General features: G+C 42.1%; 22 protein-coding genes. 5 read left to right on the top strand and 17 right to left on the bottom strand.

The annotated features are described in order from the left end of the window. Positions 1-25: 25 nt before the first annotated feature. The 5 genes from FTV04_RS04600 to glnK all read right to left on the bottom strand — a co-directional run bounded on the left by FTV04_RS04600 (position 26) and on the right by glnK (position 4,858). Complete coding sequence (locus FTV04_RS04600; protein WP_078189462.1) at positions 26-1,318, bottom strand: DNA adenine methylase; 1,293 nt, start codon at positions 1,316-1,318, stop codon at positions 26-28. Then, positions 1,315-2,418 (bottom strand): bifunctional diaminohydroxyphosphoribosylaminopyrimidine deaminase/5-amino-6-(5-phosphoribosylamino)uracil reductase RibD, encoded by a 1,104-nt coding sequence (gene ribD, locus FTV04_RS04595; RefSeq protein WP_180088847.1) that lies wholly within the window; start codon positions 2,416-2,418, stop codon positions 1,315-1,317. The genes FTV04_RS04600 and ribD overlap by 4 nt, the downstream gene beginning before the upstream one ends. Before the next feature lie 36 nt (positions 2,419-2,454). Next, on the bottom strand, positions 2,455-2,913 hold the full coding sequence (gene nrdR, locus FTV04_RS04590) for a transcriptional regulator NrdR (RefSeq protein WP_067763170.1): 459 nt from the start codon (positions 2,911-2,913) through the stop codon (positions 2,455-2,457). A 138-nt stretch (positions 2,914-3,051) separates the two neighbouring features. Further along, entirely contained in the window at positions 3,052-4,458 is a 1,407-nt protein-coding gene (locus tag FTV04_RS04585) for an ammonium transporter (RefSeq protein ID WP_180004703.1), read from the bottom strand. Positions 4,459-4,519: 61 nt separating this feature from the next. After that, positions 4,520-4,858, bottom strand: a complete 339-nt coding sequence (gene glnK / locus FTV04_RS04580) for a P-II family nitrogen regulator (RefSeq protein WP_067763174.1) — start codon at positions 4,856-4,858, stop codon at positions 4,520-4,522. A 278-nt stretch (positions 4,859-5,136) separates the two neighbouring features. Here glnK and FTV04_RS04575 point away from each other — a divergent pair, with 278 nt between their 5' ends. Together FTV04_RS04575 and FTV04_RS04570 are read left to right on the top strand one after the other, a co-directional pair. After that, on the top strand, positions 5,137-5,364 hold the full coding sequence (locus FTV04_RS04575; protein WP_078189551.1) for an accessory factor UbiK family protein: 228 nt from the start codon (positions 5,137-5,139) through the stop codon (positions 5,362-5,364). A gap of 66 nt (positions 5,365-5,430) precedes the next feature. Continuing rightward, the gene (locus FTV04_RS04570) at positions 5,431-6,921 is read left to right on the top strand and encodes a YifB family Mg chelatase-like AAA ATPase (RefSeq protein WP_180088845.1); all 1,491 of its coding nucleotides are present in this window, start codon (positions 5,431-5,433) and stop codon (positions 6,919-6,921) included. Positions 6,922-6,964: 43 nt separating this feature from the next. Here the strand turns inward: FTV04_RS04570 and FTV04_RS04565 are convergent, their stop codons facing one another. Further along, positions 6,965-7,702, bottom strand: coding sequence for a TorF family putative porin (locus FTV04_RS04565; RefSeq protein ID WP_180088843.1), 738 nt, complete (start codon positions 7,700-7,702; stop codon positions 6,965-6,967). Between the two features lie 396 nt (positions 7,703-8,098). Continuing rightward, the gene (locus FTV04_RS04560; protein WP_180088841.1) at positions 8,099-8,875 is read right to left on the bottom strand and encodes a TorF family putative porin; all 777 of its coding nucleotides are present in this window, start codon (positions 8,873-8,875) and stop codon (positions 8,099-8,101) included. A 716-nt stretch (positions 8,876-9,591) separates the two neighbouring features. Here FTV04_RS04560 and FTV04_RS04555 point away from each other — a divergent pair. After that, complete coding sequence (locus FTV04_RS04555; RefSeq protein ID WP_180088839.1) at positions 9,592-10,926, top strand: OprD family outer membrane porin; 1,335 nt, start codon at positions 9,592-9,594, stop codon at positions 10,924-10,926. A 103-nt stretch (positions 10,927-11,029) separates the two neighbouring features. Here the strand turns inward: FTV04_RS04555 and ppa are convergent, their stop codons facing one another. Together ppa and FTV04_RS04545 are read right to left on the bottom strand one after the other, a co-directional pair. Further along, on the bottom strand, positions 11,030-11,566 hold the full coding sequence (gene ppa / locus FTV04_RS04550) for an inorganic diphosphatase (protein ID WP_168378239.1): 537 nt from the start codon (positions 11,564-11,566) through the stop codon (positions 11,030-11,032). Between the two features lie 114 nt (positions 11,567-11,680). Then, positions 11,681-12,079, bottom strand: a complete 399-nt coding sequence (locus tag FTV04_RS04545; RefSeq protein WP_078189470.1) for an MAPEG family protein — start codon at positions 12,077-12,079, stop codon at positions 11,681-11,683. Between the two features lie 108 nt (positions 12,080-12,187). On the opposite strand from FTV04_RS04545, the gene FTV04_RS04540 reads away from it, so the two are divergent. Then, positions 12,188-12,577, top strand: coding sequence for a hypothetical protein (locus tag FTV04_RS04540; protein WP_180088837.1), 390 nt, complete (start codon positions 12,188-12,190; stop codon positions 12,575-12,577). A 57-nt stretch (positions 12,578-12,634) separates the two neighbouring features. Here FTV04_RS04540 and FTV04_RS04535 read toward each other — a convergent pair whose 3' ends face one another. From FTV04_RS04535 to FTV04_RS04510, 6 genes are all read right to left on the bottom strand, one after another. Further along, on the bottom strand, positions 12,635-14,314 hold the full coding sequence (locus FTV04_RS04535) for a long-chain-fatty-acid--CoA ligase (protein ID WP_180008091.1): 1,680 nt from the start codon (positions 14,312-14,314) through the stop codon (positions 12,635-12,637). A gap of 149 nt (positions 14,315-14,463) precedes the next feature. Further along, a complete protein-coding gene (gene parC, locus FTV04_RS04530) occupies positions 14,464-16,683 on the bottom strand; it encodes a DNA topoisomerase IV subunit A (protein ID WP_180005204.1) in 2,220 nt (739 codons plus the stop codon). 163 nt (positions 16,684-16,846) lie between these two features. Further along, on the bottom strand, positions 16,847-18,166 hold the full coding sequence (locus FTV04_RS04525) for an MFS transporter (protein ID WP_168378243.1): 1,320 nt from the start codon (positions 18,164-18,166) through the stop codon (positions 16,847-16,849). 144 nt (positions 18,167-18,310) lie between these two features. Then, a complete protein-coding gene (locus FTV04_RS04520) occupies positions 18,311-18,955 on the bottom strand; it encodes a trimeric intracellular cation channel family protein (RefSeq protein ID WP_078189475.1) in 645 nt (214 codons plus the stop codon). Positions 18,956-19,014: 59 nt separating this feature from the next. Beyond that, the gene (locus FTV04_RS04515) at positions 19,015-19,482 is read right to left on the bottom strand and encodes a YchJ family protein (protein ID WP_180022084.1); all 468 of its coding nucleotides are present in this window, start codon (positions 19,480-19,482) and stop codon (positions 19,015-19,017) included. Positions 19,483-19,871: 389 nt separating this feature from the next. After that, the gene (locus tag FTV04_RS04510; protein WP_180022085.1) at positions 19,872-21,443 is read right to left on the bottom strand and encodes a TerC family protein; all 1,572 of its coding nucleotides are present in this window, start codon (positions 21,441-21,443) and stop codon (positions 19,872-19,874) included. Between the two features lie 320 nt (positions 21,444-21,763). On the opposite strand from FTV04_RS04510, the gene FTV04_RS04505 reads away from it, so the two are divergent. Continuing rightward, the gene (locus tag FTV04_RS04505; RefSeq protein WP_078189478.1) at positions 21,764-22,384 is read left to right on the top strand and encodes a TIGR00730 family Rossman fold protein; all 621 of its coding nucleotides are present in this window, start codon (positions 21,764-21,766) and stop codon (positions 22,382-22,384) included. Between the two features lie 87 nt (positions 22,385-22,471). Here the strand turns inward: FTV04_RS04505 and FTV04_RS04500 are convergent, their stop codons facing one another. After that, on the bottom strand, positions 22,472-23,437 hold the full coding sequence (locus FTV04_RS04500; RefSeq protein ID WP_078189479.1) for a hypothetical protein: 966 nt from the start codon (positions 23,435-23,437) through the stop codon (positions 22,472-22,474). Between the two features lie 157 nt (positions 23,438-23,594). After that, a complete protein-coding gene (locus tag FTV04_RS04495) occupies positions 23,595-23,732 on the bottom strand; it encodes a hypothetical protein (RefSeq protein WP_180026514.1) in 138 nt (45 codons plus the stop codon). Between the last annotated feature and the right edge of the window lie 98 nt (positions 23,733-23,830).

The following is a 23,830-nucleotide window of genomic DNA, read 5'->3' as shown; positions in this document are numbered from 1 at the left end:
CCTGAAAAATATGGGGCGATGATTTTTACCACAAATCAAGTTGCGTACTCACACCAGAGGTATCGACACCACCCAATTCTGCAAAATGGTGCAATTGACTCAACAACTGACGGATCGGTGGACCTGATTTGGCATGCGTATCCGTGATGACAATAAACTCTAGTACGCGTGCACGTTCAGACTGACGCTGCTTACTCACGCGGTAACGTGGTACATCTTGCGTCAATAAGCTTACTCGGCCACGTTTTAAATTGGCTTGTAACAAATCTGTGGCGCTGATATTACCATCGGTTGAATAGCTCGTCAGGATGTAACGTGCATTGATGGTTTCTAATAATTTTTCATAAGCTTCTTTCGCATGCTTCGAAGAATTATATGGACTTGGACGTTCTTTACGCCATGCACGGTCGATTCCGCTCTTAAAGCCTTTGGTATCTGGCGTTGGTAAATCCACCTGATCCCATAACGTTAAGGCATTCAACACATGGTAGTTACTGCTATAAGCATGTTGGTTATATGGTGGATCGAGATAAGCCACATCTACTTCAAAGCCGCTCATTTGATTGGCCAAATGCTGTGCGTCGACACACCACATTTCAGCGGCGGGTTTTTTCGGATCACCAATTTCACAAAAACGACTTGGAGTCAGCCATAACAATGAGCCGATACGATCTAAGGCTGCTTGGGTTTTACCGCCCCAACCATGATGGAAACTTTTGAATACACCGCTGGTATTGCTGACAAAACTTGCTGAATACAATAACGGCGCTAATAAAGCACTCATTTCCACATCATCAATTGCGCCTTGAGCTTGCCAAGTTGCAATTTGCTGACGAATCGCATCGATACGCATACCGTTACGGCGTTTAAAGAATAAACGGTCACGTGCCGGATCGTAGATTTCATCATTACGTGGACACAAGTTATGGGTCACCCAACCTTTAACTTCTGGCAAACGGTTCAGATAATCAATCGCTTTCTGATAGCCACCCAACTCTTTAAACGCTGGTGCTTCAACGCAAGAGAGAATCGCGCTGTTCAAGGCATGACTGTAAGGTTCCCAGTCATTGGCAATAACACGATAGCCGTTTTGACGTGCCAACCGTGACACCACACCCGAACCTGCAAAAAAGTCAGCAAATATCGGCGCACGACCATCTTCGCGTTTTAAGGTTCCCGTTTGCTCAAGTGCTTCTAAAATCAGATGTAATAGACGGCGTTTGTTTCCCAAATAAGGAACCAACTGATGGAAAAGATATTCGTCTGTGGTACGAGCCGCATGACGACGTTTGTGATAAACCGTAGACTCTGAATTCATAGCGTCTCTTGAGAAGGGATTAACCTTAAGCGAATGTCATCACCCAATTGAGTGACATCTTTCAGCTTAAATCGAAGCTGCTCTGCCATGCGGTCAAAGTCCGCATTAAACATCGCACGTGCTGACTGACCCAACAAGGTCGGTGCAACATAACTGATCATTTCATCGATCAAATGTTCTTGTAAGAAAGCGGTCGAAAGTGTCGCACCGGCTTCCACAAGTACATCATAAATTTGGAACTGTTGAACGCATGCTGCTAACAGATCGGCCAAAGGCTGAATTTCAAATTGTACCACGCCCAAGTCAGCAAGTTCCTGACGATATGGCCCCATGACCATCACGGTTTCAGGTTGCTGCAATATTTTTGCGCTTAATGGCAAGCGGCCTTGGCGATCTAGCACGATACGTTTCGGCTGAACCACGTTACGCATGTCAACAGCGTCATCGAGCTGACGTACGTTGAGTAAGCAATCGTCGGCTAATACCGTTTCAATCCCAGTGATTACGGCACCTGATACCGCACGCCAATGCTGTACATCTTGTCGCGCCATCGAACCGGTTATCCACTTAGACTCACCCGAGGCCATGGCAGTACGCCCATCCAGGCTCGATGCGACTTTGAGCCGGACATAAGGCATGCCCGTCGCCATGGCTTTTAAAAAGCCCAAGTTCAATTGATGCGCTTCTGCTTCACAAATACCTGTGATCACTTCAATGCCAGCATCACGTAGGATTTGTACACCTTTACCCGCAACCAATGGATTCGGATCGGGACATGCTACAACGACTTGAGCAACACCTGCTTCCACCAAACCTTTGGCACAAGGTGGCGTACGTCCATAGTGTGCGCAAGGCTCTAAAGTCACATAAGCAGTTGCGCCACGTGCGGCCTCACCTGCATCACGCATTGCAAAGACTTCGGCATGCGGCTGACCCGCTTTGGGATGAAAGCCTTCACCAACCAATTGACCGTCTTTGACAATTACACAGCCCACATTGGGATTGGGACGAGTGCTGTATTGCCCCTGCTGTGCCAATGCAATTGCACGCCGCATCCACTGTTGATGCTGCTGCAAAGGCACTTGATCTAACTCAGACATGTAATCACTCATGATAAAAATGGAAGCAGATGTGCATTAGTGCTCACGCTGCTGCATTTGTTCAATTTGACGACGAAAAGCTTCTACATCTTGGAAGTCTTGATACACAGAAGCAAAACGTACATAAGCCACATGATCTAAAGCAAACAAAGACTGCATGACAATTTCACCAATGGTGCGTGATTTCACGTCACGTTCACCCAAACGGCGAATTTGCAATTGAATATCACTGAGTACCGTTTCAATTTGCTCTTGCGTTACTGGACGCTTTTGCAAGGCATGCATGAGCGAGCGGCGGAGCTTGGCTTCATCAAAAGGTTCACTCTTTGAATCAGACTTGATGACACGCGGCATCACCACTTCATAGCTTTCAAAAGTTGTAAAACGTTCACCGCAACTAATACATTCACGGCGGCGGCGTATCTGACAGCCTTCAGCAGCAAGACGTGAGTCAATCACTTTACTGTCTTCAGCGTTGCAAAATGGACAATGCATAGCGGTTAAATTGAACAAATCCGAATGGATTTAGAGTGTAGCAAAAATTTTGAAATTTGTAGAGCTTTACGCTAGATATGGAAAAAAAACAGCCCTTTCGGGCTGTTTTACACAATATATTGATTTACTGTGATCTTATTATTCTACACGTTCACCATGTTGACTTAAGTCTAGACCCATACGTTCGTCATCAGCTTCAACACGGATGCCAATCACTAGATCAATCACTTTCAAGATAATGAATGTCATCACTGCTGAGTAAGCAATAGTCGCTAGTACGCCTTCGACTTGAACCCATAATTGATGCATTAAGTCGCTCGGTGCTTTATCACCCATGATGAATTCGCTGGCAAAGAATGCTGTAAGGATCGCACCCACGATACCACCGACACCATGTAGACCAAACGCATCCAAAGAGTCATCCGCTTTCAACGCACGTTTCAGCGCAGTAATCCCCCAGAAGCAAACCACACCACCGATCAGACCCATCGCTAAAGCACCACCAACTGTTACGAAACCTGCCGCAGGTGTAATCACCACAAGACCTGCTACTGCACCAGAAGCACCACCCAAAACAGACGCTTTACCACGAACCACTTTTTCAGTAATTAACCATGCCACTGCTGCTGCCGCTGCTGCAACTTGTGTTACCACCAATGCATAACCAGCCGAACCATTTGCACCCAGTGCAGAACCACCGTTGAAACCAAACCAACCTACCCATACAAGGCTTGCACCGATGACGGTTAAAGTTAGGTTATGTGGCGCCATAGATTCACGGCCAAGCCCCATACGTTTACCAAGCATGTACGCTGCAACGAGACCCGCAACACCCGAGTTGATGTGAACTACTGTACCACCCGCAAAATCAAGCGCACCGTCGTTACCTAACCAACCACCGCCCCATACCCAGTGAGTAATTGGTGCATAAACCACGACACTCCAAATTGCGATGAACGCAACAAAAGCACCGAATTTCATACGTTCTGCAATCGAACCACTAATAATGGCAACGGTAATAATGGCAAATGTCATTTGGAAAATAACAAAAAGAATCTCTGGAATCGTACCCGTCAACGCTTCTGTAGTGATACCCGACAACATAAATTTGTCTAAGCTACCGATAAAGGCATTGCCTTCACCAAATGCTAAGGTATAACCCACAATCACCCACGTTAAACTCACGACACCCGCAGCAACAAAACTGTGTGCCATGGTGCTGAGTACATTTTTCTTACGGACCATACCGCCGTAAAACAATGCTAAACCGGGAATTGTCATAAGTAGAACAAGTGCAGTGGATACTAAAATCCATGCTGTATCACCTGTATCGAGCTTAGGTTCTTCTTCTGTAGGTGCTGGTTCTGCAGGTGCTGGCGCTGCTTCAACTGGAACTGCAGCTTCTGTTGTATTTAGCGTTGTTGTATTTGCAGTATCAACTACTGTGACTTCTTCTGTAGGTGCTGTTGCGCTTTCTTCAGCCCACGCAACAGAACCACCTAAAAGTGCACTGGACAAGCCGAGTGCAATTAGCATTTTTTTCATTCGTATCCCCCGACCTGATTTTCTGAGTTATTAGCTACTCAGCAAACTTCATGCCAATTTTTTAAACGGCATCTGCACCTGTTTCACCAGTACGGATACGGATGACTTGTTCCAGATTGCTTACAAAAATTTTACCGTCGCCAATTTTTCCTGTGCTTGCAACACGAGTAATTGATTCAATTACGGTATCGACCATTTCATCACTGATTGCGATTTCGATTTTTACTTTTGGTAAGAAATCAACCACATATTCAGCACCACGATAAAGTTCAGTGTGACCTTTCTGGCGACCGAAGCCTTTAACTTCAGTGACAGTGATCCCTTGAACACCATTTTCAGAGAGTGCTTCACGCACGTCATCTAATTTAAAAGGTTTTACAATTGCAGTTACGAGCTTCATGTTTTGTTTTCCTTCGGCTTATTTCACCTGTAAGGTTTTATGTTCAATTTTCATGCCAATATGACTACAGTCGGGGGAAAATAGTCAGCCCAGCATGAGATTTCTTTATAACCTATTTTATACGGATAATCTTGCGTATGCTTATAAAAATAGACGTTTTTACTAGAAGAATTACGATTTTACTGATCGATTAAACGCATATTTAAATGAAAGCACTATGGTCATGAATGTGGCGATGTTAAACTGCTGCAACCAATTCACTGAGGATGGTCTAAACAATGATTGAAACCTTATTACAAGCGATATTAGAACAAATCGATCAGCCGAAAAAAGACGTCGAACATAATCTTCGCAGCTTACTTAACGAAGCTGTGAGCAAAATGGATCTCGTATCTAAAGAAGAAATCGAACGCCAACGTACTGCACTGAATAATGCCAATTTACGTTTAAATGAATTGTTGAAACACGTCGAAGAACTCGAACAAAAAATTCAGAACAAAAAATAAGCACCTTTTTAGTGCAACAAAAGACGCATAACGATTAAAAATAATGCACCATAACGGAACAATAATATGTCTTTTGCCAAAATCTATACTCGGGGTTTGCTCGGCTTAAATGCACCCCAAATTGAAGTTGAAGTTCATGTGAGCCAAGGCCTACCTTCATTGACCATTGTGGGCCTACCTGAGGCCGCTGTCCGTGAAAGTAAAGACCGTGTCCGCTCTGCGATTATTAATAGTGGCTTTCAGTTCCCGACCAAACGTCTGACCATTAATCTTGCACCCGCAGATTTACCGAAAGATGGTTCACGTTTAGATCTCGCCATTGCTTTAGGGATTCTGATCGCGTCGGGACAACTTCCTGAAAATGCAGCAGATGGTTTTGAATTTATTGGAGAATTGGCACTTGATGGTTATTTACGACCTGTCAGTGGCATCTTAAGTATAGCCATTGCCTGTCAGCATATCGGGCATCATCTGATTCTACCGGCACTCAATGCCGATGAAGCGGCGCAACTGCCGGAGTTCCAAGTCTTTCCTGCTCAGCATCTTAAGGATGTATGTGAACATTTGAGTCGTTCAGCCTTAATCAGCAGCCACCCCTCGACATCGTCAGCCAATCAACACAGTTATCCCTTTGATTTATCTGATGTGAAAGGTCAACTCAGACCACGTCGTGCTTTAGAAATTGCGGCGGCTGGCGGTCATTCCCTGCTATTTCGTGGCCCTCCAGGCACAGGTAAAACTCTACTCGCCTCGCGTTTAGCCAGCATTCTTCCGCCCTTAGATATGCAAGAAAATTTGCAAGTCGCGAGTATTTATTCCATTGCAGGTGCAAATCATCATTTTGGGCAGCGTCCATTTCGTGCGCCGCACCATACTGCGTCTGCGATCGCCCTCGTCGGTGGAGGATCAAATCCTAAACCGGGTGAAATCACCTTGGCACATTTAGGGGTTTTATTTTTAGATGAGCTGCCTGAATTTGATCGAAAGGTATTGGAGGTATTACGGCAACCACTCGAATCCAAAGAAATTGTGATTTCACGGGCTTCTCGTCAAATCACCTTCCCCGCAAATTTTCAATTGATCGCGGCAATGAATCCTTGCCCATGTGGCTATGCCTTTAATCAAGACAGCCGCTGTCAATGTAGTGCTGAAAGTATTAAACGCTATCAAAACCGTATTTCAGGTCCATTATTAGATCGTATTGATTTACATATAGATGTCCCGCCACTAGCAGCACATGAATTACAAAGTTCGCAAGAGGTTGAAAGCTCAAGTACAGTTAGGCAACGTGTCATTCGTGCCTATGAATTACAAATAGAGCGTCAGCAAAAATCCAATATGGCACTCACGCCTACGCAATTGGAGCAACAAGCAGTTTTGGATGCTACTGCACAGAATATTTTACAGTTAGCCCAGCAGAGAATGAATTTATCTGCGCGTGCCTATCATCGGGTGTTACGTGTTGCCAGAACCATTGCCGACTTGGCTCAAAGTGAACACATTCAAGCTCAACACGTTTCTGAAGCACTGTCCTATCGAAGCCAACTCAATGCTTAAAAAAATGGCGACCTAAGGTCGCCATTTTTAATGCTCTTTAAAATTAGAATTCGTATTTCAAACCAAATACGACTTTATTCTTTTGTTTTTCATCCGCACGGTCATAACCACCAACTGTGTAATTCATGCTTGCGGTAACACCTGTATCTGCTAAAGGCTTGCTTAGACCAATATCAAAGTGACGGAAACCAAAGCTTTCTGTTGTTCCTAAAATATCTTCAAAATCACCTGAATCTTGATATGCATATAAACCAAGCGCGGTATCTAGACTGAAGTCTTTAGGAAGTGCATAGCTATATGATGCTTTGATATAAGTATCACCTGCATTACCCCATGAAACATCTTCAAGCAAAGTTTGCGCTGTTAAGCCAAAATCTTTATAGCTTAGCCCAAGCATTGTTTCTAAACCGTTTGCATCACTTGTATCAATATCATAGTAATAGTAGTAAGTTAGACCTGCTGTGTAACCAAGATCATCATTAATTGAACCGTTATAGCCCGCATAAAAATCATTTTCAAAACCATTCGGTAGGTCATCACCATAGTTTAATGTTGAACCCCACCAACCCGCATAGAAGCCTGATGCATGGCTATAATCCAAACCACCTTGGATTGTCGCATCTTTATTTTCAGGCACATTGGTAATACCACGTAAATTATAGCTAGACAGTACGCCGATATTTCCAGATACAGAATGCTCTGAAGCAGGTGCTTCAGCAAATGTAAACGTCGATGCTGCTCCAAGTACAGCGATTGATAAAGCTTTAAGTGCAAATTTCATGGTTTGTTCCCCCACATCGTGCGACGACGTATTTTTTGGTTATTTCGTTGAACTCAATGAGGTATTAGCAAGCGCTGTGCCATGTTTAAAAATATACACATATTTTTTTTATAAAGGTCACGATTTTGGCTTTCATAAAACATATAAGATACTGTTTTTATTTGTTATTTTTTAATTACTCTATTTAACTATTTTTCTCTAAATTTTTTTTTAGAATGCAGATTGTCAACTATTCAGATTATTAAAATCCTTAGGTTGATAGTTGTAACAGGATTTTAAAAATGCGCTTTTTTGAGTATATTTTTTCAACACCGATCTCAAAAATGCATAAAAAAAGTGCACAATCACCATTGTGCACTTTCAAAAATATGACCGAATACGATCAACTCGTTAATGTTAGAAAGAATAGGTCAATCCAACCACAACGTTATCGTCTAATTCCTCGCCTTCACGATCTTTACCGCCCCATACATAGTCAGCAGCAATTTCAAATCCAGTATCCGCAATCGGTTTACTCAAGCCTAAACGTGCTTCAGTGAACACCACATCTTCTGTGGTTGTTAATAGGCTATCATCACGACTGTCATTAAAAACAGAAACACCAAGCGATGAATTTAATGAAACATCATAAGGTAATGCATAGCTATAAGCAGCATTCAGATATACATCTCCTGCGTTGCCATAATTAACATCAGACAACAATACAGCCATGCTTGCAGTTAAATCTTTATAACTTATGTCCTGAATAAATTCGACGCCCGTTGTGCGACGCTTTTCAGAGCGGTCATCGTTATACACTGAACCGCCACCTTGATAGACATAAGCCATCACTTGTGACTTATAGCTCCAATCTTCATTCAGTTCACGTCCATATCCAACATAGAAATCATGTTCAAAACCATGTGACTGACTGTCGTCCGTAGGGTCATAGTTGAGTGTAGACCCCCAATAGCCCGCGAACAGCCCACTGTTGTGTGCATATTCAAGTCCGGCTTGTAATGCAGCTTGATCATTTTCTTCACTCGCACGGTACACATATTTGTTTACCACGCCCAAACTTCCAGACCAATTCCCTTGTGCAGTTGTGGCTTGTTCAGTTTGTTCTGCAAATGCAGGGATTGTACCTAGGGTCACTAAAATACTTAAAATTGCTATTTTATAAAATTGAATCATGTTTAGTCCCCACATCGGATCGATCGTGGATTGGGTTGAGTAAAATTTAGCGCCGATTTTAATCGATTTTACCGCACTGTATAGCCCCTTTTTTCTTATTTTGATAAATTAAATCATTTAAAAACAAAGGTAAGATTATATAAAATAGTAAAAAATAAGCTTTTGATTCATAAAATATCTTTTATCGTGTTCCAGTCTTTAACAATGATTTAATGTTTTAATTTATATGTATTTATCACGATTATTATCATCTTTTATTGAGCTAGATTTTAAGGAAAACATTTCTGACGACTTCGCTAAAAGTCATTCTCTATTTACAAAAAAACACGCCAACAGTGCTTACTGTGCCTGAACATTGATGCCATGCACCTCAGCAGTTTTTATACTTTTTGATCAAAATACCAATTTAAATTCAGCACAAATTGTCGCGAAGAGTAATGATAAATCAGCAAGTTAAATGAAAGTTTTTACTTTTTTTTATATTTTTTTATGATAAGCAATGAAGAAACTTCTCTTTAGCTTAATATATATTCAATTTAAATAAACTATTTGTTAAACAACAATAACATACGAAACATTTGCTTATTACAGATTGACCGATGATCTGAATGTTTTCTAACTTTAGTGTAATAAGCGCATTAAAAATAGTGATTTTTTTAAGAAAAAATATACAATCGCACTACATATTAACCAAATTTGCATGAGGCTCTCTCCCAATGCTTAAAGCTCAACAACTAACACTTGCAGTATTAGTAAACGCTGCTCTTATTTCTACTGCTTTTGCTAGCGAACAAAGCGAATCTAAAGGCTTTGTGGAAGATGCCGAAGGCTCTGTATTATTCCGTACAGGTTACATCAACCGTGACAAAACCAATTACATTGACAATGATACTGGTGCAGTAAAACGAGTAACAGATACCAGCTCAGCTGCTCAGTCTGCGATTGTAAAACTTGAATCTGGTTTTACAAAAGGTATTATCGGTTTTGGTGCCAATGTTACTGGCGATGCTTCATTCAAATTAGGCAGCAATGATAATGCTGGCAATGGCATGATTCCGCTTCATAACGGCGGAGCTAAAGATGCAAATGGTGATGTAGACGCCTATAACCATTGGGCGCGTGGCGGAGCTAGCGTTAAAGCACGAGTATCAAATACAACTGTTGAATACGGTACCCAAGTTCTAGATCTTCCTGTACTTGCGTCTAATACAGCACGTATGGTTCCAGAATATTTCACTGGTGTTCTTGCGAAAAGCCGTGAAATTGAAAATCTAGAAGTTATTGCTGGTAAATTCACAGAGAATCAATATTCAGATCAAATCAATACTGATGGCCGTCATCTAGATAATGCAATCGTTTGGGGTGCAAAGTACAAATTTAACGATCAGCTTAATGCATCTTACTATGGCTTAGACAGTGAAGATGCGCTTGAACGTCACTACATCAATGCAAACTACACATTGCCTTTAGCTGAAAAACGCTCTTTAAATGTAGACTTCAATGGCTACCATACTGAATGGGACGAGCAAGCTGGAACTTATTCTTCAACAATTGGTAATAAAAATGTTGACGGCCGCAGCAATAGCATCTGGTCTCTTGCAGGTACATTAAACCAAGGCGCTCACTCAGTCATGCTGGCTTACCAACAAAATACAGGCAACACTGGTTATGACTATGGCGAAAATGCTGATGGCGCACAGTCAATCTATGTAGCTAACTCATACTTATCTGACTTTGTGGGGAACCATGAAAAATCGGCACAAGTTCAATATAACTTAAACTTTACTGATTATGGTGTGCCAGGCTTGAACTGGACTTCTGCATTCGTTTATGGCTGGGATATTAAAGTCAACAATTCAGCAAAAGAAGGTCAAGAGCGCGAATTCTTTAACCAAGTGAAATATACTGTTCAATCTGGTTTTGCTAAGGAAGCAAGCTTACGTGTACGTCATTCTTACTACCGCGCAAGTGATAACTACCAAGCTGGTAACTATATCGGTGATACAAACGAATGGCGTTTATTCTTAGACATCCCTGTGAAATTATTTTAATTTCGCAGCTACTCTAAGATAGCGAAAAAAAACCTGCACACTGTGCAGGTTTTTTTTATGAGCATCGTTTTCATATAAAAGCGATGCTCAGCTTAAAACAATATTATTTGTTCGCAGCTTGGTAAGCTTCAATTGAGCTCAGTACTTCTTGTTTCGCAACATCAGCACCTTCCCAACCACTTAACTTAACCCATTTACCAGGCTCTAAGTCTTTGTAGTGTTGGAAGAAATGTTCAATTTGATTGATCAATAATGCAGGAAGATCGGTATATTCTTGAACATCTTTATAAAGCGGAGTCAATTTGTCGTGTGGAACGGCAACCAGTTTTGCGTCAACACCACCGTCATCTTCCATGTTCAATTTACCAACAGGACGGCAACGAATTACAGAACCTGGCTCTACTGGATGTGGAGTAACCACAAGTACGTCTAGTGGGTCACCATCCAAAGATAATGTATTTGGAACATAACCATAGTTCGCTGGGTAGAACATTGCAGTACCCATGAAACGGTCTACAAATAACGCATCAGAATCTTTATCGATTTCGTATTTGATTGGTGCTGCATTTGCAGGAATTTCAATAATGACATAGATGTCGTTTGGTGCATCTTTACCCGCTGGGATATTGCTGTAGCTCATAGCATCACTCTTTAAACAAGTTAAATCTTTTAATCCGGCACAATTATAACGGTTTTATCGCTTTTTTTGTGATTTTAGCGATCATGCTGATAATTTAATCATCAAGCTGAACATTTAGCTTAATTTAATGACCAATAACATCAGGCAAATTGGGCATAACATCGACAAGGTCCAAATGATTGAACGTAAAGTTGCCCAATTCGCTAAATAACATAGCCCATAAATAACGCGTAAAACGAGATAGGCAATCCCAAAGGTCATGATGTATTGTTGATGAATCACCATGTATTCAGCCATTAGAATAGCCGCAATAAATAAAGGTAAACTTTCAAAACTATTTTGCTGCACTGCATGTGCGCGGCTCGCCAATCCTGTAGAGCGCGCTAAAACTTCACGTGGATTTTGATTATCACTCGACTTAAAGCCTGCAGCTCGTTTCGCAATAAATGTAAATACATATGGCAATAAACAAGCGGCCAAAATGAGATAGATGATCCCACTGATGCTGTGCATGTGTTTTTTCTCAGGAAGATTTTTATGGCTGCTATAATACCATGGCATTTCGTGAATAATTTTTGTTAAATATAGTGTTTTTATAATCGGCAGATGAAAGGATCCTCTATGAGCACTTCTGATCGAGATCAATTATTTGAAGTTCTTGAAGAGCAAAAACGCCATCAGCTTCGCGTCGATCGTGTCTTAAAAATCGTCATTCCTGTGACTGCATTTTTACTAGCTGTGATCTGCGCCAACTTAAATGTCTGGTCGACTGTTTTCAGCTTTGTCATCATGTGGATTGCATTCTATGCAGTTTCCATCAAGCAACTTCCCCTTTGGCATTGGGTCATTGTCATTGCACTATATTGTTTAGTCGACAATATTTTAACCTATGGCAGCTATAACCAATCTGGCTTTAGTCGTCAGTTCGGCGCGATGTTTATTTTCTTAGGTGTTTTTGGTGTAGGACGTCGCTACTTTGATCGCTGGTCGATGAATAAAGGCAAGCTTTAATGAACTAAATTTAAAGCGATAAAAAAAGCGCCCGAAGGCGCTTTTTTATGCATCGTATTATGCTGTTTTACGCAAATCTTTACGTAGAATTTTACCGACGTTCGATTTTGGTAATTCATCCATAAATTCAACATAACGTGGACGCTTATAGCCAGTTAAGTTTTCTTTTGCGAATGCCAAAACTTCTTCAGTTGTTAAAGATGGATCTTTTTTCACAACGAATAATTTAGGTACTTCACCTGATTTTTCATCAGGAACACCAATCGCAGCAACTTCTAGTACTTTTGGATGTTTTGCAACAACTTCTTCAATTTCAGAAGGATAAACGTTGAAGCCAGACACCAAAATCATGTCTTTTTTACGGTCTACAATCTTCACATAACCGCGTGGATCCATGACACCAATGTCACCTGTACGGAAGAAACCGTCCGCCGTCATTACTTTGGCAGTTTCATCTGGACGGTTCCAATAGCCTTTCATGACTTGAGGACCACGAATCGAAATTTCACCTTGCTCACCTTGAGCAACTTCATTGCCATCATCATCTAAAATAGCAACTTCAGTCAGTGGCAATGGAATACCAATCGTACCGCTGAATTCCATTGATGCTGGAGGGTTTGCGGTTGCAACAGGTGAGGTTTCTGATAAACCATAACCTTCGATAATATTGGTACCTGTAACTTTCTTCCACGCTTCTGCAGTCGAAGGAAGCACTGCCATACCACCACCCATCGCCATTTTTAGCTTACTGTGGTCAAGTTGCTTGAACTCTTCATTGTTCACCAAAGCATTGAACAATGTGTTCACTGCTGGGAAGAATGAAGGTTGGTATTTACGTAATTCTTTCATTACCGCAGGTAGGTCACGCGGGTTAGGAATCAATACGTTTGCCTGACCTTTGTACATACCGTAAAGTGCACACACCATAAATGCAAAGATGTGATACAGCGGTAATGCACAGAAGATACGATCATCTGGCTGACCATCTTGCTGACCAAATTTACTTTGGAAAATACCATCACACTGCAACATGTTTGACACAAGGTTACGATGGGTCAATTCTGCGCCTTTAGATACGCCAGTTGTACCACCGGTATACTGAAGTACAGCAGTATCACTTAAAGTTAAGTTTGGACGTTTGTAATTGTTTGCACTCACTTTAGACATTGCTGCATTAAAGCGAATATGACCTGGAATGTTCCAAGCTGGAATTTGTTTACGTACTGAACGTAATACAAAGTTAACCAATGTACCTTTCAGCGTACCAAGCATGTCACCCACAGATGCCACGATCACGTGTTTTACTGGGGTTTTACCAATAATCGCTTGGTAAACAGATGCAAAGTTTTCAATAATAACAAGAGCTTCTGTTCCAGAGTCATTCAATTGATGCTCAAGTTCACGAGAGGTATACAGTGGATTCACGTTGACCAATACCAGGCCAGCACGGAATACACCCAATGCGACAACAGGATATTGAAGAACGTTCGGCATCATGACTGCAACGCGTGAACCTTTGGCCAAACCTAAACTTTGCAAATAAGTTGCAAATTTACGGCTAGCTTCATCAAGTTCTTTAAAAGTTAAGACTTTATCCATAAAGATAAAGGCATCTCTTGAGCCAAACTTCTGGAAATTACGCTCAAAAATATCGACCAATGAGGTATTTTCTGCGGGTAATTCTACAGTTTCTGGAATCCCTGTCTTTTGGTATTCAGCGAACCAAATCTTTTCCATAACGCCCAATTCTCCTGTCGTAATCCTTAGTAATCCAACTGTTTTTTTTCAATATTAAGCGGTCATTATTTAACTTGTTTGTGCTTAATATTGCATCCATTTCACGAATAACAGCATATATAACGTATTTCGTTCCATGGATGCTAGTATTATCTTTGAATGAACAGTTTATTTGCTTTTTGATATCCACGTGGTAACAACACGCCTTTCGATGCACGTTTACCCACATATTTTTGCAGATCGTCGCCTTTAAGCTTTAATTGTTGATTTCCTGCAAGCACTTGAATTATTTCATCTAAATTCAAAGTTGTCATGGATACAATTTGATCTTTTGCCTCAAGTTGTATCAATTTATTACCTTTACCCTTATTCAATACTGGTAATTCATCAAGTTCAACCAACAGCAAACGACCCGCAGAACTGAGGAGTGCAAGATGTGTTGCATTCTCAATCGCTGTTAAATTCATGACCGCCGCGCCTTCAGATAAACTAAGGAAGGCTTTACCCGCTTTTGCATTGGTATCGAGGTTTTTGGCTTGGGTTTTAAAGCCATAGCCTTTACTACTCATCGCCAAGACTTCTGTTTCATCTTCAGCAATAAACACTTGTTTAAAGCCGACCCCACTTGCAGGTGCAAGTTTAGAACTCAGAGGCTCACCTAAACCACGCGCGGATGGCAAGGTATTGATGCCCAAAGCATAGCTTCGACCGGCATCATCTAATACATACACACGTTGATTCGATTTACCTTGGGCATGGCTGAGATATTGGTCACCTGCACGGAAATTTAAGTTCTCAGCATCGACTTCATGCCCTTTCGCCGAGCGAATCCAACCCGCTTCAGACAACACCACAGTTACAGGATCTGCAGGAAGCATATCTTGTTCATTAATCGCATGGGCTTCTGCACGTTTCACAATTGGAGAACGGCGGTCATCACCAAATTTCTTCGCATCTTCTTTAAGTTCATTAATGATCAATGCTTTTAATGATTCAGGATTCGCCAATTGTTCACGAATAATGGCAGCTTTGGCTTCCAATTCTTCTTGTTCACGGCGCATTTCCATTTCTTCAAGTTTTGCCAAATGACGTAACTTGAGTTCTAAAATCGCTTCGGCTTGAATTTCATCGATATTAAAATGCGTCATCAACACCGGTTTAGGCTGATCTTCTTCTCGAATAATACGAATCACTTCATCAATATTCAGATAGGCAATAATCAAGCCTGCAAGTATATGTAACCGTTTTTCAATTTTATTCAGATGATAAGTCAAACGACGTGTTACGGTATTTTTACGGATTTCAATCCATTCCAACAAAATACGGCGGATCGATTTCACTTGCGGACGACCGTCAGCGCCAATCATGTTCATATTGACACGATAGCTCGACTCTAAGTCAGTGGTTGCAAATAGATGACTCATCACCGATTCAGCATCAATACGGTTTGAGCGCAGGACAATCACTAAACGTGTTGGGTTTTTATGATCTGACTCATCACGTAAGTCCGTGACCAATGGCAACTTCTTCGCCTGCATTTGATCTGCAATCTGCGTGATCACTTTCGAGCCTGAAACCTGATACGGTAACTCCGTAATCACAATTTCATTTTTCTCAATGCTGTACACTGCACGAGTTCGATAACTACCGCGACCCGTGGTTTGAATTTTAAGTAATTCTTCTGGAGAGGTAATAATTTCCGCACGTGTCGGCAAATCAGGTGCAGGAATATATTCTGCGACTTTTTCATCGGTTAAATTAGGATTGCGAATTAAGGCGATGGTGCCCTTCACCACTTCACGTAAGTTATGCGGTGGAATATCCGTTGCCATACCCACAGCAATACCCGTTGTGCCGTTGAGTAAAATATTTGGAACACGTGCCGGTAAATTCACTGGCTCTTTCATCGAACCATCAAAGTTATCCTGCCAATCACAGGTTCCTTGTCCTAACTCAGACAATAATAAATCACTATAAGCAGACAGTTTTGCTTCGGTATATCGCATCGCTGCGAAGGATTTCGGATCATCTGGTGAGCCCCAGTTTCCCTGACCTTCAATAAATGGATAGCGATAACTAAACGGCTGCGCCATGAGGACCATGGCTTCATAACAAGCTAAGTCACCGTGAGGATGGTATTTACCCAGTACATCACCAACCGTACGTGCAGATTTTTTTGGCTTACCCGTTGGCTTTAACCCGAGTTCACTCATCGCATAGACGATACGACGCTGAACGGGTTTTAGACCATCACTGATATGTGGCAATGCACGATCCATAATCACGTACATGGCGTAGTTGAGATATGCTTGTTCGGTAAATTCTGCTACGGAACGGTTTTCTGTCGCATGATGCGCAAGGCTTGTCATAACAACCTGTAATCCTAAATTGTTCGTTCTTTATTGGGTTCTTATGCTATGTCGCAGGTGTCCCCTATACAAGGGGATGATCTAACACTCTGCGACAAATTGTGTCTTATGGCGTAAAAATATCCATTTTATTCACCATGATCAACTAAAAATTCAACAGTCTTTATAGACCGATGGATTCTAAAGTTTTGCCCTTGGTTTCTTCACCTAAAACCAAAATCACCACGGCAACTGCAATTAAGACTGCAGTAAACATCATAAAGACATAGCTAAAACCATGATCCATATCCATCATATGTGTCACGGCAAAAGGTGCTGCAATGCCCCCGATCCGACCAATGGCACCCGCCCAGCCCGAACCAAAGGCACGAATATTGGCCGGATATTGTTCTGGTGTATAGGTATAAAGTACGCCCCAAGCACCGAGATTAAAGAAGGACATTAAACAGCCCCAAATCACAATCTCGGTCACACTGCCAGACTGACCGAAGAAATATGCTGAAATGGCACACATCCCAATGAAGCCCGCCAAAGTGGCTTTACGACCCAATTTTTCGACCAACCATGCAGCTGCAATATAACCTGGCAATTGTGCCAAAATCATAACCAAGACATATTCAAAGGATTGAACAATGGTGTAGCCTTCTTTGACCAATAAACTTGGTAACCACGTAAAAATGCCATAGTAAGAAAAGACGATACCGAACCAAATGAGCCACAGCATTAAAGTACGTCGTGCAAAAATGCCTGACCAAAGCTGTGAAAAACTGATGTTGTGCTTTTCTGCAACCGGTTTGACCTCAAAAATTTCAACAACTTGTACACCACATTTGGCTTCAATCTTTTTCACCAATGCATGTGCTTCATCAAAACGTCCACGGTTGATTAAATAAGGCACCGATTCGGGCACCATTTTCCAAATCACGATCGCATATAACGCAGGAATACCGCCAATCAGGAACGCTGCATGCCAACCAAAATCAGGAATAATAAAGCGTGAGACCAACGCTGCAACCAACCAGCCCAGTCCCCAAAAACTTTCTAGTAAGACAATAAAACGACCACGCACATGCGCCGGAATATATTCACTGACCAAAGTCACCGCGACTGGGAGTTGCCCCCCTAAACCTAAGCCGACAATAAAACGAAACACCAACAACCAAGTTAGATTAGGTGCAAATGCACATGCAGCGGTGGCTAAGCTATAAATCACCAATGTCCATGCAAAGACTGTTTTTCGGCCAAAGCGATCTGCCAGTCCTCCAGAAAACACCGCGCCAATCGCCATCCCAACAAAACCAATCGAGACCACCCAACTTTTATCATTTGGCGTCATGGCCCAATCTTCAGCCATTTTCGCTAAGATAAAAGAAATGAGCCCCGTATCCATGGCATCAAACATCCAGCCAAGGCCAATAACCCAAAGTAAAGTGTAGTGAAACTTACCGATGGGTAAGCGTTGTATACGTGAGACTAAGTCCATAACAAGATCTCTGAACTGGTGGAAGGATGAACACTGCTTTCCCAACAGGATGTATGATTTTGCGTTTTTTAGTATAGATCCATGCAAAAGACCGACCATTGATCCGTCTTTTCAGCATTTTAATGTGATGTTATAGCAACGCGGCTATGACAAATCTTTTGAAGATACCGACTGATCATCATCATCTTTATAAATAAATTTAGGCATTTCTAAGCCAAAGTAAATGGCGATCAGACGTAAGGTGAAACCGAAAATGAGCGTCGCAATGACGGTCAATTCTAGCGATAAGCCAATCTCGATGCAGAGCCAATAACAAATCACGGACACAAAAGAAATACTGGCATAAAGTTCACGACGGAACACCAGCGGGACATCGTTACAAAGGATGTCTCGTAAAATACCGCCAGAGACGCCCGTTAGTACCCCTGCTACCGCAGAAACCACAAAACCATGTCCCATTTCTAAAGCGATTTGACAGCCAATAATGGTAAAGCCAATGAGACCAAGGGCATCGAGAACTAAGAAGATATTACGAAGATGACGCATCCACTTTGCAATCAGGATGGTGACAAATGCAGCAAAGCAGGTCAGCATGAGGTATTCGGGATGCTTAACCCATGTCAGTGGATAGTGCCCAAGTAGCACATCACGAACCGAACCGCCCCCCAGTGCCGTGACACAGGCAATCAATGTTACCCCAAACCAGTCCATACTCCGCCGACCCGCAGACAATGCACCTGTCATTGCTTCTGCCGTGATTGCGATAATATAAATAACGGTAAGTAACATCGCCCTTCTTCCACTGAGGGTTGAGATGCGCGCTATTCTAAGCTAAATCTGCTCAAATGTTATAAAAATTGCGCACAACATTGTTTAAATTTTCGTCCAGAACCACAAATACAGGGCTGCTTCATGGTGATTTGCATCTCTGTGGTCGGATCAAGGAAATACCAGCGCTGCTCGAACTTCACAAAGTGTGAAATTTCATGATGTACCTGCGCTTGCTGCCCATCGTGATAATGGGCTTTAAATTCAACTTGAGCATGGTTTTTATCGAGTTTTTCTTGAGCCTGTACCACCTCAAGTTTTAACCACTGATTGGCCTGACTCCACGCTGCAATGGCACTGACATCCAAGGCTTGCTGCTGTCCAAACGCAGTTGTTTGTACAATATAATCAATCTTATGCAGTGCAAAAGCACTATAACGTGAACGCATCAACTGCTCTGCAGTCTGTGCATTTTCACGCCCCGTATGTAAGGGCTGACAACAGCTACCATATTCACCTTTGCCACACGGACACTGGACTTGTGACATGTTTGTTTCCATAAAAAAATAGCCTGACAATGCAGGCTATTTTAACGGATCTTTCCACACAATTTTCATCAGTAGATCCGTATCGATTCAAATAAAAGAATGATACACGGTAAGGTCATCCGCAAGTGTTTGAGACAGGACTACTTCTAATCAAAAATGTTTTTGCAATGCTTTGAATAATTTGACGGTAGTGAACGAGTTTTGCGGATGACAATGGTTTTGGGTACTTTTGCCGAAACAAAAGTACCTCCAGCCGAAGGCTAATCCCTTTATTTAAACCCTAGATGTAAGACTCCGTCGAATAGACTTAAAAATCATTTTAAAAATGCGTAATTACTTTTACGTGCGTAACATCAGTGATCTATATAGATTACCCCCCGATACGCAACTTAATCTTCAGTTGGCATGGGAATGACATGCACTTTTTCGATCTTATGACCATCCATTGTGACCACTTCAAAGATGTGTTCATCCGCTTTGAATTTTTCACCATTGGCTGGTAAACGGCCCAAATGAAATAAGATATATCCGGACAATGTCGAATACTGTTCAGCATCATCCACCAAGTCACGACCCAACAATAAAGACACATGACGAATGTCAGTTGAGCCATCGAGTAACAATGAACCATCATCGAGACTTTCTGCTGCCGTCTCTGGTTCATCTTCATCAGGGAACTCACCAGCAATCGCTTCTAAGACATCAATCGGTGTTGCAATCCCTTCAATTGAACCGTATTCGTTCAACACCAAAGCCATTTGCAACGGTGCTTGACGTAGCTGTTCCATCACCATCAAAACTTGAGCATTTTCATGCACCACCACAGGCTCACGGAGATGTTTTTCGAAATCGAGTACGCCTGTTTCAATATAGTCATTCATGACTTTATGAGTCAGTACCGCACCCGCGATATTGTCTAACTCGCCGTGTGCCACAATCAAACGTGAATGCGTGGTACTGAGTAATTGAGCACGAATCGCCTCAGGCGCTTCATCCAAGTCAATCCATTCTAGTTCAGGACGAGGTGTCATCACTGACTTCACTGGACGTTCAGATAAACCCAGTACCCCTTGTACCATGACACTGTGGTAAACCCCGTTGTCTTCATCAAAGACTTCATCGGCAAAGGCACGTGTTGCAAGCACATCTTCATTTTCATTTTGATTGTCTGCAACATTTCTCCCACCAAGCATACGCATCACCGCTGAGGCTGTGCGATAACGTAAGTCTGTGGTTGTCACCATTTTTTCCTGATTATGACGCATGGTTTGGTTCAAAAACTCAATCAGTACGGAGAAACCAATGGCTGCATATAAGTAGCCTTTTGGAATATGGAAACCAAAGCCTTCGACTAAGAGCGAGAAACCGATCATCATCAAGAAACACAGGCACAGAATCACTACCGTTGGATGACGGTTCACGAAGTTCATCAGAGGCTTAGATGCCCACAGCATGATGCCGACAGCAATAATGACCGCAATCATCATGACTGACAGGTGTTTCACCATCCCGACAGCGGTAATCACGCTGTCGAGCGAGAACACAGCATCGAGCACCACAATCTGCACAATCACCATCCAAAACGTCGCATGCACAGGATTTTCTTCCTTGAGCATCGGCTTGTTTTCAAGACGTTCACGCAGTTCCATGGTGCCTTTAAATAGCAAGAACACCCCACCAAACAGTAAGATTAGGTCTCGACCGGAGAATGGATGGTCGAAAATATGGAACAGTGGATTGGTTAGAGTCACCACCCATGCAATTGAGGCCAGTAAGACCAATCGCATACACAGTGCAAGCAATAAGCCGACAATCCGTGCGGTATTACGCTGTTCTGGCGGTAATTTTTCCGCAAGAATCGCAATAAAAACCAGGTTATCGATACCTAAAACAATCTCAAGCACCACCAGTGTTAATAAACCCACCCATGCAGAAGGATCGGACATCCATTCAAAGATCATGGTTGTATCTCCTGAATGTTATTCACACGTAGATCATGCTGATTTGAAGATGAAATGCATTGGACATGCGCAAACGCTTTTAATGGCGTTCTTTCTAATATTTTGATGTGTGCTGAGTGACAACAACCACTACCCATGACGGTTCTTTAGCTTGAAATGAAGTTTTAAGTATAGCAAGTTAAGGTAAAAATTCACCCTTTTTTACCAAAGTACAATCTCAGTATGGAAGAATTTAAACCCAGTGATGACATTAAATTGTCATATTTAGCTGCCAATGTAGTGTCATAAAAAATAACATGCTAAGGTAAAATTAAAACGTAATGAATAGCGGATTAAAAATGACAGAAAAACGTGGTAATCCTTCTCCTGCTACAACACAACCTTTAATCGCACTGTATTGCGGCTCCCGCTCTGGTAACAATCCAATTTATCAAGAAAAAGCCATCGCATTGGCGCAAGGCTTGGCTGAACATGGTTTTGGTCTGGTCTATGGTGGCGCCAGTATTGGCCTGATGGGTCAAGTCGCTGACGCTGTGGTCGAACATGGCGGCGAAGCCGTTGGTGTGATTCCTGAGTTTATGTTGGATTATGAAATTGCACATAATCATTTGACTGAACTACACGTCGTGCGCAGTATGCATGAGCGTAAAGCCATGATGGCAGAACGTGCCAGTGCCTTTGTTGCCCTGCCCGGTGGTCTTGGCACATTCGAAGAAATTTTAGAAATCGCCACTTGGGGGCAGTTGAATCAACACCAAAAACCGATGATGCTGTATAACGTCAATGGCTTCTATGATGCACTGATTGCACAATTAGACCATGCGGTCGCTGAAGGTTTCTTGCCGCCCCAGCATCGTGCCAAACTGATCGTGTGTAATTCATCGAAGCAAATCTTTAGTGCACTGAAAAATTTAGATTGCCCAAAAAATTTCGTGGTCTAACTGTATTTTAGATGTCAAAAAGGGGAATAAAGTATTCCCCTTTTTTTTATTGCTCGATGTCCTAATTCAAATCGAGATCGTGCCGACTTAACCGGACACCACACGATAGAACCATGGCAAGGTTGTCGCTAAGAAAATACTCATCAATAAACCAAGCATCAATTTCATCGCATCTTTGCTGACATTTCGTGAAGTTCGATATTTATTCACTTCATGTAAATGCATGGACATGGCAAATTCACGTCCTGCGAGTAAACCCAAGAACACCCAAGTGGTACTCATTGGAATATTACTCCACTCTTTGAACACCAATAAAATCAAGGCATACATAAAGTCGATAATGGTTGCCGAGCGGATATCAGCCACACCCGTTTTGGTGTCGATAATGCCCTGAATCGCCCCACCACGTTGGTACAAAATGATCCCAAGCAGTACGATAAACACCACAATTGCAAAAATCAGGAACTCCAGCGGCACCTGACGAGGGACGTAGACAAAAATATTGGCCAAATCCTGAATCAGCCACTGACTCCATAAAAATGCCGTCGAAACCCACTGTAGTCCCACCCAAATATTCGAGGGTGTTTCATCACGTGTTTTACTGAAATAAACCGAGATGCCTTTAATCACAAAACGATAAACAATAATCGCGACAACAAAAGCTACCGCATAACCCATCATGGACTTGGTTAACATCGAGCCAAGACTACTCGGAGAGAAAATCGTTAACACTAAGAATGTGGTGCTGACCGGGATTCCGTAGCGAGTCAAAATGATCAGTAAGATCGGTGGCACAATATAGAGCCACGTGACCCCTTCTGCGGGAAATGGAATCGTTTCTAAACGACCATAAGATGCATCCCCCACACCAGAACTATACCAACCATAAACCAATACAATAGCTAGAATACTGCTGACATAGATCCACAACAGCCACCAAGGGCGATGCGCATTGGATGAAATAAAGGTTCCCAATGTCTGTGGCACATCATTACCGACAATAGAATAGGCCGCGAGACAGAAGCCTATGACCATCAGAATTTCGATTGTCATGAAAACAAAACACCTTTGCCATAAAGAAAAAGCCCTCCAATAAATGAAGGACTTGAACGCATTATGACAGTTTATCTGGCGTTCATACAATTTCGTGCCATGCTTTTCTCGACACTAAAATAAAAACCTCAAATAAAACAAATGCTTTAAACTTTAATTATTTCAATTTAATCTGATAAACCGCCGTGCTACCGCTCACTTCATTTCCAACCACCAACAAAGGTTGAGCATTGGGCGAATCTTTGGCCGCAATAAAAATCAGACCTTCGGGCCCTAAATCGCCTTGTTTAACCACATCAGTGCCGAAACTTGTAGTTTCATGTTTTCATTCGTCTTTTATTAAAATATGACCAATTTATAAACATTAGGTTGCATAGAGATGAAACTTTCATT

The organism is Acinetobacter sp. YH12219 (genome assembly GCF_013417875.1).
GTDB lineage: Bacteria > Pseudomonadota > Gammaproteobacteria > Pseudomonadales > Moraxellaceae > Acinetobacter > Acinetobacter amyesii.
Note: the sequence above shows the minus strand (reverse complement) of the source record. Positions and strands in the feature narration are given on the sequence as shown.